Source organism: Rhodococcus sp. FW305-130, from assembly GCF_058788335.1.
In genome coordinates, this window is sequence record NZ_JBYTAP010000003.1 from 451910 (window position 1) to 463750 (window position 11841).

Genomic DNA, 11841 nt, shown 5'->3' on the forward strand with positions numbered 1-11841 from the left:
CTCAGCCGTTCACAGGAAGCTCCCAGGGAACATACAGCGAGAATCCAGTGGCAGGGGAGAAGATGGTTCTCGTGACCGACAAGACCCCCGAAGCCCGCATCCTCGTCGTCGACGACGAACCCACCATCGTGGAGTTGCTCTCCGTGAGCCTCCGATTCCAGGGCTTCGAGGTGGCAACTGCTTCGAGCGGAGCCCAAGGCCTGGACGTCGCGCGGACATTCCGTCCCGACGCGATTGTTCTCGACGTCATGATGCCCGGGATGGACGGCTTCGGTCTGCTTCGACGCCTCCGTGCCGACGGTGTGGACGCACCGGTCCTGTTTCTGACGGCGAAGGATTCGCTCGACGACAAGATCAGCGGCCTGACCCTCGGCGCGGACGACTACGTGACCAAGCCGTTCAGCCTCGAAGAGGTCGTGACGAGGTTGCGGGTCATCCTGCGCCGCGCCGGCCGCGGGGTCGCACCGGAGCAGTCGCCGCGGGTGAAGTTCGCCGACATCGAACTCGACGACGACACCCGCGAGGTCTGGAAGAAGGGCGAGTTGGTTGCACTCTCACCCACCGAGTTCACACTGCTCCGATACTTCATGGTCAATGCCGGGACGGTTCTCAGTAAGCCTCGAATTCTCGACCACGTCTGGAACTACGACTTCGGCGGGGAGGTCGGAGTTGTCGAGTCCTACGTGTCCTACCTGCGGCGCAAGGTGGATACGGGGGAGACACCGCTGATTCACACATTGCGTGGGGTCGGCTACGTGATGCGTGAACCGCGGCAATGATCGCCGCCGCGGAAAACGATCAGCTTCCGAAGCGGGGTCGTTTCCGTCTCCATTCACTGCCGCTGCGCTTCACCCTGGTTGCGGCCTTGCTGGTGTTGGCGGCGCTGGGTCTGTTGGCGTCTGGCGTCGCGGTCACTTCTGCTCTCGAGAATTCACTGACCCAGCGAACCGACAAAACGCTGTACGAGGCGGTCGACGGCTGGGCAAAGCCGCACACCAGAGATTTGCAGCCACCCAGCGATGTCGGTCCGCAAACTCGTCCGCCCAGTCCCTTCTTCGTTCGGACGGTGACCCCGGACGGGAAGGTGTTCACTCTCAACGACAAGTCGACGACAACCGAACCCGACCTGTCGAAAGATTCCACCAACGGCCCGATCACCGTCGGATCGAGCGACGGTTCGGACGTGAACTGGCGAGTTCTCACGACGGTTCGCGAAAACACGACCACGACTATCGGTGTGCGACTGACGGATATCGAACAGACCGTCGACGACCTGGTCGGCCTGCAACTCGGCATCGGCCTGGTTGTCCTGCTGATCCTCGGCGGCGGAGCGTATTTCGTGGTTCGTCGGAGCCTTCGTCCGCTGGTCGAGGTTGAGGAAACTGCCGCTGCCATTGCCGCCGGCGACCTTCATCGACGGGTCCCGGAGCGTGACGACCGCACCGAGGTCGGCCGATTGTCGGTGGCGCTCAACGGAATGCTCGCGCAGATTCAACACGCATTTGCCGCGACCGAGGCTTCGGAGGAATCAGCACGGCGTTCCGAGGAGAAGATGCGTAGGTTTGTCGGCGACGCGAGCCACGAGTTGCGCACACCCTTGACGACTATTCGTGGGTTCGCCGAGTTGTATCGCCAAGGCGCCATGACGGATACGGAAACGCTAATGAACCGGATCGAGGGCGAGGCGTCGAGGATGGGACTTCTGGTCGAAGATCTTCTCATGCTGGCAAGACTCGACGAACAGCGTCCACTCGAGAACAAGCCAGTGGATCTGCTTGCAGTTGCGGCGGATTCGGTACAGGCGGCACGAGCGATCGCACCGGATCGAACTGTCGAACTTCAGATGACCGGCGGCCCAGGCCTGCCCGAAGTGCAGGGTGACGAGGCCAGGCTGCGTCAGGTAGTTGCCAATCTGGTGGGCAACGCGATCAAACACACTCCGCCGGATGCGCAGGTCACCGTTCGTGTCGGTACGACCGAGAACTCCGCGGTGGTCGAGGTTTCGGATACCGGTCAGGGTTTGAGTGACGAGGATGCCGCGCGGATCTTCGAGCGTTTCTACCGCGCCGACACCTCTCGCACCCGTGAGACCGGGGGCGCCGGTCTCGGCCTGTCCATCGTTTCGGCTTTGGTTGCAGCGCACGACGGAACCGTCAGCGTCGAGACCTCCCTCGGGCAGGGGACGACGTTCCGCGTCGAATTGCCGCGTGACCCGAAGGACGACTGACGCCGGATTACCGCAACCGGCCCCTCAGAAGTAGGTGTGCACCGTGCCGACGACGCGGTAATCCGAATCGACCTCGGGAATCAGTGACCACTTGTCGAACGTGGTGCAGGGATGCGAGATTCCGCAACCGAGCAGATCGCCGACCTTCACGTCGAAGTCAGCCGGAACGTCGACGTACGCGTGCTGGTCGTTGAGCGCGGTGATGGTCAGTTCTCGCGCTGGTCGGTTGGATCCGTCGCGTCGGCGCCACAGGACTATGGGAAAGCCTGCGTCGGAACCGACATCGCGGCGGCCGAAGCCCAGGATCACCCGTCCGGGTTCAGGTATTGAGAGCACTACGCCCCAGACCTCTGCGGCTCCCTGCAGAGTTCGTGGTCCGTCTGCCCATGGCGAAGTCTCGGCATAGAGACCGTGATCGTGAGTGATGTAGCAACCGCTGCGCAGCACGACGCGTACACCGTTGTCGAGTGCCCACCGTCCGGCCAGTTCGCGTACAACGAGATCGTGAAATGCACTGCCGCCGAAAGTGACCAGTGGCCGGGGAGCCTTCGCGGAGTTGTTCTCGAACAGGTTCTCGGCAACACAGATTTCCGTGAAAACCCGCGCGGATTTGAGATACGAATCGACGGAGATACGGCGGGCTGCTACCGAGGCTCCGGGCATCATGCCCTCGAACCCCTCGACTCCGGTGAGAATCAACGAAGGTGCCTGCGATGCTGCGCGTGCGACGTCGAGTGCTTGCTCGACAGTGCGAGCGCCCGCGCGTCCGCTGTCGTAGCCGAGTTCGACGAGAACCCGGATACGGCTGGCTGGTGAGACTTTCGCGATCAACTGTTCCATCAGGCGGACGCTCTCGACCGAGTCCACGAGGGTGGTGACGAAGAAATCGGGGTCGGTGGCCTGGGCGTCGCAGATCCACCGAATGCCGGCGGGATCGAGAACCTGGCTGGCGATGATGATGGTGTCCACACCGAACTCACGCAGAATGCGTGCCTGCGCAACGGTTGCCGCCGTCATCGCCCAAGCCCCGGCGTCGAGTTGCCGACGAACCAGTTCGGGGCTCATCGTGGTCTTCGCGTGTGGCGCCAGATCCACATCGTGATCGGAGCAGAACTGCGCCATGAGGTCGACATTGTGCGCGATCGCTGCACGATCGAGTGTCATCACGGGTAGCAGGAGGTTGCCGTCGAGCGCAGAGATCCCCAGTGGCTCCAGGTCGGAGCCGTCGCGGCCTTGGAGGTCGGTGCCGAATGCCTTGTGCTGCCAACCGATCGGGGGGTTCGCGAAATCCGTCATGGCATCGATTGTGCCGTTGATTGCAGACGATGTGTTCATGTGTGGTGACTTTCTGTCAGAACTATGCAGGTCAGAACGAGATCCGGCTATGAGCGGCGTACCGGGCGACCGGGCAACGCGTCCTGGACCACGGCACCGCCTTCGACGACGGGTACGCCGCCGACCAGCACGAGGCTGATTCCGGTGGAGGGACGGGTGCCGTCGATGTAGGTGGCGTTGTCGGTGATTCGCTCGGGGTCGAAAACGAGGATGTCCGCGTCGCTACCGGGGCTGATCCGACCTTTCGTCGCCATCGAGGGAACCGACTCCTCCAGAATCTGCGCGGGGATCAACGAGCAGCGCGCGATGATCTCCGACAGCGACAGCAGTTGACGCTCGCGGTACAGCGTACGAATCGCACGTGCATAGGTGCCGGCGCCGCGGGGATGGCCGAGTGCCTTCTCCGGCAATGGCCACTGCAACGCATCGGCAGCGGTACGGCCTGGCCAGGTCAGCGGCATCGCGTCGCTCGCGATGGCGGCACGGTCGAAGGTCATCGCGCGTTCGAGGAACTCGCGCTGCACGGTGTCGTTCTCGTCGAGGAACTCCACCAACACCAGTCCGCCGGGGTCGGTTGCCCGAAGATGTTCCAGCTGCTTGCGGTCCGCGATACGTTCACCGGTGGGCACGAAAGTCAGCGATCGTGGTGTCAGATTCATCAGATGCAGCTTGTCTGGATCGAGAAACGCAGCTCCGACGGCCGTCGAGCCTGACCCGTACGGATACGCCTCTGTCGTGACGCGAGATCCGGCTGCCTGGACCTGAGCCACCACGGACAGTGCATGGTCGACGTGCATTCCCGAGGTGCTGTTGACGTGGCAGTAGTGCATGTGCGCGCCGGTTTCGGCTGCTGCACGGGCGATTTCGACGGCGCCGTCCACCGGGCTCGACGGATCGGCCGAGATGAGTGGGCGCGCATGGGTGTAAGTGGGAACTCCGGCTCGGGCCGCGAGATCCGCTACCTGCAGGTACTCGGCCGGATCGGATTTCGGGGCGTATCCGACCACCACGCCGATGCCGAGAGCGCCTGCAGCGAGATCGTTTTCGAGGAGTTCGAGAATGTGGGCGCGCTGGGAGGCAGTGGGTTCGCCCTGCCAGCTCGGGGAACCGACATGGTGCAAGAGAGTCCTGATGTCGCCATCGGGATCGGCGCCCGAGAGTTCGATCATGCGTGCGTGCGCCCACGACGTCGCGTAGCCGTAGTTGATCGGGCGCCCCTCGGCACCGGCACGCGCATATGCCTTCGCAACAGGAATGACGCCTGCCTCCAGTTCGAGGGCCGTCGTCACTCCGTCCAACGCCTGAAGTCGCTGCTCGGCGATTTCCTGTCCGTGGCTGTGCAGGTCGATGAATCCGGGGCAGATCACCTGACCGGTCACGTCGATCGTCTGCCGAGCCTCGATCGCGTCGTGACCCCACGCCGAGACCTTGCCGTCGGTGATCGCGATGCCCCGAACCTCGTCGGTCCCCGATGCGGGATCGACGACGCGGCCGCCGGTGAACACGATGTCGTGGACCTGCATCAGCGCTGCACTCCTGTCGTTGGTCGAACCGCCTGGCCCGGCGAATGTCCCGATGGTTTCACGGCTCAGGTATCGGATTCTGGTGTGAACGTCCCAAATGGAGGCCGACTCACCGTTCGACCGGACAAGAAACGAATGCAGTCGAGTGTGAAGGTGAAAGCGAAGTTATCAATTCAGCCGATTGAGATCGATGGAGGACAGGAATGCACGCCTATATTTCGGTGGACATGGAGGGTATCGCGGGTATCGCGACGCTCGATCAGACGATCCGCGGCGGTGGCGGCTACCACCGTGCGCAGATGCTCATGACCGCCGAGACCAATGCTGCGATCGCCGGTGCGTTCGACGCCGGTGCGACGAGTGTCCTGGTCAACGACAGCCACGGAACGATGGACAACCTGCTTCACGCCGATCTGGATCCACGGGCGCGCCTGATCTTCGGATCACCGAAGATGCAGTGCATGGCTGAAGGAATGACGTCGGATCACGACGTCGCCCTGTTTGTCGGCTATCACGCACCAGCTGGTGGACCCGGCGTCTTGGCGCACACGTTCTCGAGTTTGTTCGCCGACGTCCGCCTCGACGGCAAGTCCGTCTCCGAGACCGACGTCAACACCCTCTACGCTGCCACCCAGGGCGTTCCCGTCGGTCTCGTGACGGGTGACGACATCATCTGTGGCTTGGTGGACGCGGCCTCGCCGACAACCGAGACCGTCGAGGTCAAGAAGGCACACGGATGGTCGGCAACCAATTCGCTGCCGCCGTCGCTGGCGTGCGAGCAGATCCGAGCAGGCGCCGAGCGCGCAGTGCGCAAGGCCGACACGCTGAAGCCGGTCGAGCTGCGTGACGAGTGGACCCTCGAGATCGTTCACCCCACCACTACGGGAGCTGAACTCGCCGAGGCTGTTCCCGGCTCACGACGGATTTCGGATCGTACGATTTCGCACACACTCGGCAGCGTCGACGACATTCTCGGCCTGATCACTGTCAATGCTCGGCTTGCAGCCGCAGGCGTCTCGACGATCGTGGCAGTCGCCAATCGCACGTGATGAAGTAGCGACTCTATCGCGAAATGCCGCCGACGCCGTGTGCGTCGGCGGCATTTGTCATCTCCTGGGGCAGAACATGTTCCGACCGACCAAACGTTGCTTCAGGTATTGGTGAAACGGACCAATGCGGTAGACGTGTTCGCTGTCACACTTCATCAGTCTTTTCAATGTTCTAGTCCATGCGGCACAAGACAATTCGGGAGGCTTGATGAAGGCGGAACACGTCACAGTGGAAGAACCATTGCGGGGGACCGGCGGTTCGGTTCGAAACATGTTGGACAACAAGTCGATTCGTCGCACAACCACCGTTACGGTGGGGCTGCTCAGTACTATCTGGTTGATCGACATGGTGGATCGCGTCATGATCGGGCTTGCGCTTCCGATGATCGGCGACGAATTCTCGCTCAGCAGTACGCAGTTGGGTGGTGTGGTTTCGGTCTTCGCGATCTTCTACATGCTCGGGCAGGTCCCCGGCGGAATGTTGGCCGACCGTTTCGGACCCAGGCCACTGTTGATCGTCGCCTTGATCCTGTGGTCGGTGTTCACCGCGTTGACAGGGTTCGCGTGGGGTCTCATCTCGCTGATGGTCATGCGTGCGATGTTCGGCATCAGCCAGGGGCTCTTTCCGGCGGCGTCGTTCAAGGCTTTGGCTGAGCGGACGCGTCCGAAAACCAGAGCGACCGCGATGGGTTTCATGCTCGGCGCCAACAACCTCGGCCCCGGCGTCGCACCGCTGATCATCGCGCCGGTCCTCATGGCCGTGGGGTGGCGTGACGCGTTCTGGCTGGTGGCGATCGTCGGCGCTGTGATCGGCACGGTGGTGTGGTTGGTGCTGCCGGCACCGTTGGACACGGACATCTCGGAAGATCCTGAGGCTGCGCTGCAACCTCTGGCGAGCGAGCACTCTCGCGCCGCGGTGTTCAAGTCCGCGTCGGTGTGGAAGTTCGCAATTCTGTTCTGCCTGGCCAACATGTCCGCGTACGGTCTGATGACCTGGGTGCCGAGTTATCTGCTCAACGACAAGGGACTCTCGCTGATCGACACGGGAATCTTTGCCGCGATCCCTTTCATCGTCACGGCGCTGGCAACGATTGTGGGCGGGCGGTTGGTGGACAAGTACTTCCACGACCGGGCTCGGATTCTTCTGGTTCCGTGTATGGCCACGTCGGCAGTCCTGTTGTTCCTGATGACCACCGCTGACACCGTCGCGATGTTCACGTTCTACGAGACGTTGGCTCTAGGCATCAGCGGTCTGTGTTCGATGTCGATCTTCGCGATGCCGTTGCGGGCACTTCCTTCCGAATTCCTCGGTTCCGGAATGGGTTTGATCAACGGTTGTGGTCAGTTCGCCGGTTTCATCACCCCGCTCGTGATGGGATGGATGGTGGACCAGTTCTCGTACATGGCTGCATTCGGAGTCCTGGTCGGAGCGACGAGCGCTGCCGCATTGGTGGCCATGATCGTTCCGCAGACCCCGGCGAAATTCTGAGAAGGAGACTGAAGATGTCGGCAACGGACGGCACACGAAAGATCGAAGACGACGTCGTCACCGATTTTTCCGAGAAGATGAGTTACGGGGCCTACCTCGGACTCGATACCCTCCTGGATTCGCAGCATCCGGTGAGCGAGCCGGAACACCACGACGAACTCTTGTTCATCATTCAGCACCAGACCAGCGAGTTGTGGCTCAAGCTGTTTCTCCACGAGATACGGGCGGCCAGAGCAGCGATCGCTGCCGACGACATTCGGGTCGCATTCAAGCGGATCGCACGCGTCAAACACATCCAGGCCACTCTGACCGAACAGTGGTCCGTGTTGGCGACACTGACGCCGGCGGAGTATGCGGAGTTCAGGGGCGTTCTCGGCAACTCGTCGGGGTTCCAGTCGTACCAGTACCGCGCCGTGGAATTCGTGCTCGGAAACAAGAACGCCGGCATGCTGAAGGTGTTCGAATCGGATCCGTCCGCCCATCGATTGTTGGAGACCCTGCTCGGAGAGCCGACGCTGTACGACGAGTTCTGGCGGTACCTGTCCAGGCAGGGTTACGACGTTCCGGCGTCGGCTCTCGAACGAGACGTCAGCGCGCCCTACGTGCGAAACGACGAGCTGATTCCGCTGGTCAAGGCAATCTACGAGAACGTCGAACAGCACTGGACGGCGTACGAGGCATTCGAGGAGTTGGTCGACCTCGAGGAGAGCTTTCAGCTGTGGCGGTTCCGGCATCTTCGGACCGTGCTGCGGGTGATCGGCATGAAGAAGGGGACCGGCGGTTCGAGTGGTGGTGCCGGGTTCCTGCAACGTGCGCTGGAGTTGAGCTTCTTCCCCGAGCTGTTTGCCGCCCGAACAGAGATCGGTACCTGACACACCTGCTTGATGACACACAGTTGCTTGTCACACCCAGCTGTTCGTGACGCACGACGAATCCGAGCCCGAAGGACAGGAGTCTTGGACAAGATCCGACAGGGTCGCTTCGGCCAAGCTTGACTGCGAAGTTGCAAGTCGGTGACAGGAGAGCGTCGGAGTGGACAAGAAATCAATGGTGGCAGACCTGGCGGCGCTGGTAACCGCCGAGTCGCCCAGTTCCGACCTCGGCGCAGTCGATGCATGTGCGGACGTGGTGGCCGACATCGGCGAACGCCATCTCGGAAGCGCCCCCGAACGTATCCGTATCGACGGACGCCAGCACTTGCGTTGGTCGTTCGGCGCGGAGCCGAAGGTGATGCTCCTGGGCCATTTCGACACCGTCTGGCCGCTCGGAACGCTCGCGGAGTTGCCCTGGTCGGTCACCGACAACATCGCCACCGGACCCGGAGTCTTCGACATGAAGGCCGGCATCGTCCAGCTCTTCCATGCGCTCGCATCGCTTCCGTCGCTCGACGGGGTGGTCGTGCTCCTCAATTCCGACGAGGAAATCGGCTCCCCGACTTCGCGCGCACTGATCGAGAAGCAAGCCCGTCAGGTCGACGCTGTGCTGGTCCTCGAGGCCGCCGCCGACGGCGCGGTGAAGACCGCGCGCAAGGGTATGTCGCTGTACTGCGTCGACATCGAGGGACGCGCTGCACATGCCGGACTGGAACCGGAGCGAGGCGTGAACGCCGTAGTTGAGCTCGCACATCAGATTCAGGCCGTGGTGGAGCTCGCGGACCCGGCGGCGGGAACGTCGGTGGTGCCGTCCGTGATCAGTGGCGGAACCACGACCAATACCGTTGCAGCGCAAGCACAACTGTGGTGTGACGTTCGCATGTGGTCCGTGAAGGAACAGGAACGCATCGATCGTTCGATCCGTGCGCTGACACCGGCGCTGGCCGAAAGTCGAATTTCGGTGTCCGGAGGACCCAACCGTGGGCCACTGGAATCAGTGTCTTCGGAGAAGCTGTACTTTCTCGCTCACCAGGTCAGCAGTGAGAGCGGGTTGGGAATGCTTCGCGACTGCGCAGTCGGCGGTGCGTCGGACGGAAATTTCACTGCCGCAGTCGGAACTCCCACGTTGGACGGCCTCGGTGCCGTCGGCGGTGGTGCCCACGCAGCGACAGAACACGTAGAGATAGATCAGATGATCCCGCGCGCCACCTTGTTGGCCGGTCTGGTGACTCGAATCCTGGAGGGAGGACTGTGACGATGACGTCGCCGAACAATGTCCAACGCAAGACCGTTCAACCATTCGGAGGTGTATCGCCTTCACGGATGCGGCAAGCAATCAGCCAGGCCGAGCAAGCCGCTCTGCTTGCATGTGTGACTATCGAAACCGTCACCGGGCATGCCGAGTTGGAACAGGTATTCGGTCTGTTCGAGAAGGTATGGCAGCCGGAGAGCGGCAACCCTCCCGTCCATCGGGACATGATGAAAGCGCTCGCGCACTCCGGTAACTACGTCGCCGGCGCTTTTCGTGGCGGAGATCTGATCGGCGGCTCGGTTGCATTCTTCGAGGAACCGCAACATCGTTCGTTGCATTCACACATCACGGGGATCCTGCCGAACGTGCAGAACGGGCACATCGGCCTCGCGTTGAAACTGTTCCAGCGAGCGTGGGCACTGGAACGAGGAATTCTCCACGTGCGGTGGACTTTCGACCCGCTCGTCGCTCGCAATGCCTACTTCAACGTCTCGAAACTCGGTGCGTTCCCGATCCAGTATCTGCCGCGTTTCTACGCGCCGATGAACGACAGTCTCAACGGCGGCGCAGACAGCGACCGATTGCTGATCGACTGGGAAATCGGTAGCAGCAAGGTTTCCGACGTCGTCGCCGGTTCGGGAGAGGTCCCGACTCCCGAGTCGTTGGGAGCGAGCGAACTGTTGTCGATCTCCGAAGCCGGCCTGCCCGTGTTGAAGTCGACCAAGAATCGATTCGTCACGGTGGCTACACCGAATGACGTGTACACACTGCGTAAGTCGGACCCGGCGGCAGCGAACGACTGGCGCCTGGCAGTCCGCGAGACTCTCGGGGGTGTGCTCGCCGAGAACGGAGTGGTTCTCGCAGTCACCAGGACCGGAAAATATGTACTGGACCGTGCGCCGGGAACACAGGCAGGCAGGACAACAGCGGAGGTTACATCGTGAAGATCGACGGAGTTGAATTACGCCGGGCAGCAATGCCGTTGAAGGCGCCGTTCCGAACCTCGTTCGGCACGGAGACCACCAAGGACGTGTTGTTCGTCAAGGTGGTCACCTCGGAGTCGGCGGGCTGGGGCGAGTGCGTTGCGATGTCCGAGCCTCGCTACTGCTCCGAATACACGGACGGCGCCGCCGAAGTCCTTCGTAAGTTCCTGATTTCGTCTCTGGGCGAACTCACCGATCCCGACGTGCATGCCCTGAGCGCGGCGATGGAACAGTTCGCCGGACACCCCATGGCCAAAGCGGCACTGGAAACCGCATTTCTCGACGCCGAGTTACGGGCCGCCGGGACGAGCATGTCTTCGTACCTGGGTGCAGTAGTCGATCGCGTACCTGCGGGTGTTTCGGTGGGTATCAAGAATTCGATCGACGAACTGCTCGAAGAGGTAGGCGGGTTCCTCGAGGCCGGATACCTGCGCATCAAACTGAAGATCGAACCGGGCTGGGACATCGAGCCGGTTCGCGCAGTCCGCGAGAGGTTCGGCGACGACGTACTCCTCCAGGTCGACGCGAACACGGCGTACACCCTGGCTGACGCGCGCCATCTCCAGCGGCTCGACGACTTCGACCTCCTGCTGATCGAGCAGCCGCTTCCCGAAGAGGAACTGCGTGGCCACGCCAGGCTGGCCGAGATGATGCGCACGCCGGTCTGCCTCGACGAGTCGATCACCTCCGCGAAGGTCACCGCCGACGCTCTGGCAATCGGTGCGTGCAGCGTGGTGAACATCAAACCGGGACGTGTGGGCGGTTATCTGGAATCGCGTCGTATCCACGACGTCTGCAAGGCCAACGGAATTGCCGTGTGGTGCGGCGGAATGCTCGAGACCGGAATCGGCAGGGCTGCCAACGTCGCCCTTGCCGCGCTCCCCGGATTTGTCCTACCAGGCGATACGTCGGCTTCCGACCGGTACTTCGCCGAAGACATCACCGAGCCGTTCGTACTCGACAACGGTTACGTGAAGGTTCCGGAAGGGCCGGGCATCGGCGTCGAACCGATCCCTGACCTGCTCGAAGCAATCACCACGTCGGTCGAATGGATCGGCATGGATCGGCTTTGACGAATCACTATGACACACTTCGTTCACAGGACGAAGGA

At 62.1% G+C, this 11841-nt stretch carries 10 protein-coding genes; 8 read left to right on the forward strand and 2 right to left on the reverse strand.

The genetic code is table 11. From position 1 onward, the window contains the following. Nucleotides 1–62 precede the first annotated feature (62 nt). Together AC3WQS_RS12085 and AC3WQS_RS12090 are read left to right on the forward strand one after the other, a co-directional pair. Nucleotides 63–779, forward strand: coding sequence for a response regulator transcription factor (locus AC3WQS_RS12085; protein ID WP_007734368.1), 717 nt, complete (start codon nt 63–65; stop codon nt 777–779). Next, nucleotides 776–2227: a sensor histidine kinase gene (locus AC3WQS_RS12090; protein ID WP_283567163.1), complete on the forward strand. Its 1452-nt coding sequence runs from the start codon at nt 776–778 to the stop codon at nt 2225–2227. Before AC3WQS_RS12085 ends, AC3WQS_RS12090 begins: the two co-directional genes overlap by 4 nt. A 24-nt stretch (nt 2228–2251) precedes the next feature. On the opposite strand, the gene AC3WQS_RS12095 is transcribed toward AC3WQS_RS12090, so the two are convergent. Together AC3WQS_RS12095 and AC3WQS_RS12100 are read right to left on the reverse strand one after the other, a co-directional pair. Beyond that, nucleotides 2252–3523 (reverse strand): alanine racemase, encoded by a 1272-nt coding sequence (locus tag AC3WQS_RS12095; RefSeq protein WP_492713393.1) that lies wholly within the window; start codon nt 3521–3523, stop codon nt 2252–2254. Between the two features lie 86 nt (nt 3524–3609). After that, entirely contained in the window at nt 3610–5085 is a 1476-nt protein-coding gene (locus AC3WQS_RS12100) for an amidohydrolase family protein (RefSeq protein WP_290287165.1), read from the reverse strand. Nucleotides 5086–5288: 203 nt separating this feature from the next. Here AC3WQS_RS12100 and AC3WQS_RS12105 point away from each other — a divergent pair, with 203 nt between their 5' ends. From AC3WQS_RS12105 to menC, 6 genes are all read left to right on the forward strand, one after another. Continuing rightward, complete coding sequence (locus AC3WQS_RS12105; RefSeq protein ID WP_446696384.1) at nt 5289–6134, forward strand: M55 family metallopeptidase; 846 nt, start codon at nt 5289–5291, stop codon at nt 6132–6134. A gap of 208 nt (nt 6135–6342) precedes the next feature. Beyond that, the gene (locus tag AC3WQS_RS12110) at nt 6343–7623 is read left to right on the forward strand and encodes an MFS transporter (RefSeq protein ID WP_492713392.1); all 1281 of its coding nucleotides are present in this window, start codon (nt 6343–6345) and stop codon (nt 7621–7623) included. A gap of 14 nt (nt 7624–7637) precedes the next feature. Next, on the forward strand, nt 7638–8495 hold the full coding sequence (locus AC3WQS_RS12115; protein ID WP_019747028.1) for a tryptophan 2,3-dioxygenase: 858 nt from the start codon (nt 7638–7640) through the stop codon (nt 8493–8495). A gap of 160 nt (nt 8496–8655) precedes the next feature. Then, nucleotides 8656–9750, forward strand: a complete 1095-nt coding sequence (locus tag AC3WQS_RS12120; RefSeq protein ID WP_492713391.1) for a M20 family metallopeptidase — start codon at nt 8656–8658, stop codon at nt 9748–9750. A gap of 2 nt (nt 9751–9752) precedes the next feature. Next, nucleotides 9753–10691: a GNAT family N-acetyltransferase gene (locus tag AC3WQS_RS12125; protein ID WP_003945514.1), complete on the forward strand. Its 939-nt coding sequence runs from the start codon at nt 9753–9755 to the stop codon at nt 10689–10691. Beyond that, nucleotides 10688–11803 (forward strand): o-succinylbenzoate synthase, encoded by a 1116-nt coding sequence (gene menC, locus AC3WQS_RS12130; protein ID WP_492713390.1) that lies wholly within the window; start codon nt 10688–10690, stop codon nt 11801–11803. The genes AC3WQS_RS12125 and menC overlap by 4 nt, the downstream gene beginning before the upstream one ends. Nucleotides 11804–11841: the final 38 nt, after the last annotated feature.

Coding starts and splice junctions, on each gene's coding strand:
- AC3WQS_RS12085 (WP_007734368.1), top strand. CDS start 63: ATGGTTCTCGTGACCGACAAGACCCCCGAAGCCCGCATCCTCGTCGTC.
- AC3WQS_RS12090 (WP_283567163.1), top strand. CDS start 776: ATGATCGCCGCCGCGGAAAACGATCAGCTTCCGAAGCGGGGTCGTTTC.
- AC3WQS_RS12095 (WP_492713393.1), bottom strand. CDS start 3,523: ATGACGGATTTCGCGAACCCCCCGATCGGTTGGCAGCACAAGGCATTC.
- AC3WQS_RS12100 (WP_290287165.1), bottom strand. CDS start 5,085: ATGCAGGTCCACGACATCGTGTTCACCGGCGGCCGCGTCGTCGATCCC.
- AC3WQS_RS12105 (WP_446696384.1), top strand. CDS start 5,289: ATGCACGCCTATATTTCGGTGGACATGGAGGGTATCGCGGGTATCGCG.
- AC3WQS_RS12110 (WP_492713392.1), top strand. CDS start 6,343: ATGAAGGCGGAACACGTCACAGTGGAAGAACCATTGCGGGGGACCGGC.
- AC3WQS_RS12115 (WP_019747028.1), top strand. CDS start 7,638: ATGTCGGCAACGGACGGCACACGAAAGATCGAAGACGACGTCGTCACC.
- AC3WQS_RS12125 (WP_003945514.1), top strand. CDS start 9,753: ATGACGTCGCCGAACAATGTCCAACGCAAGACCGTTCAACCATTCGGA.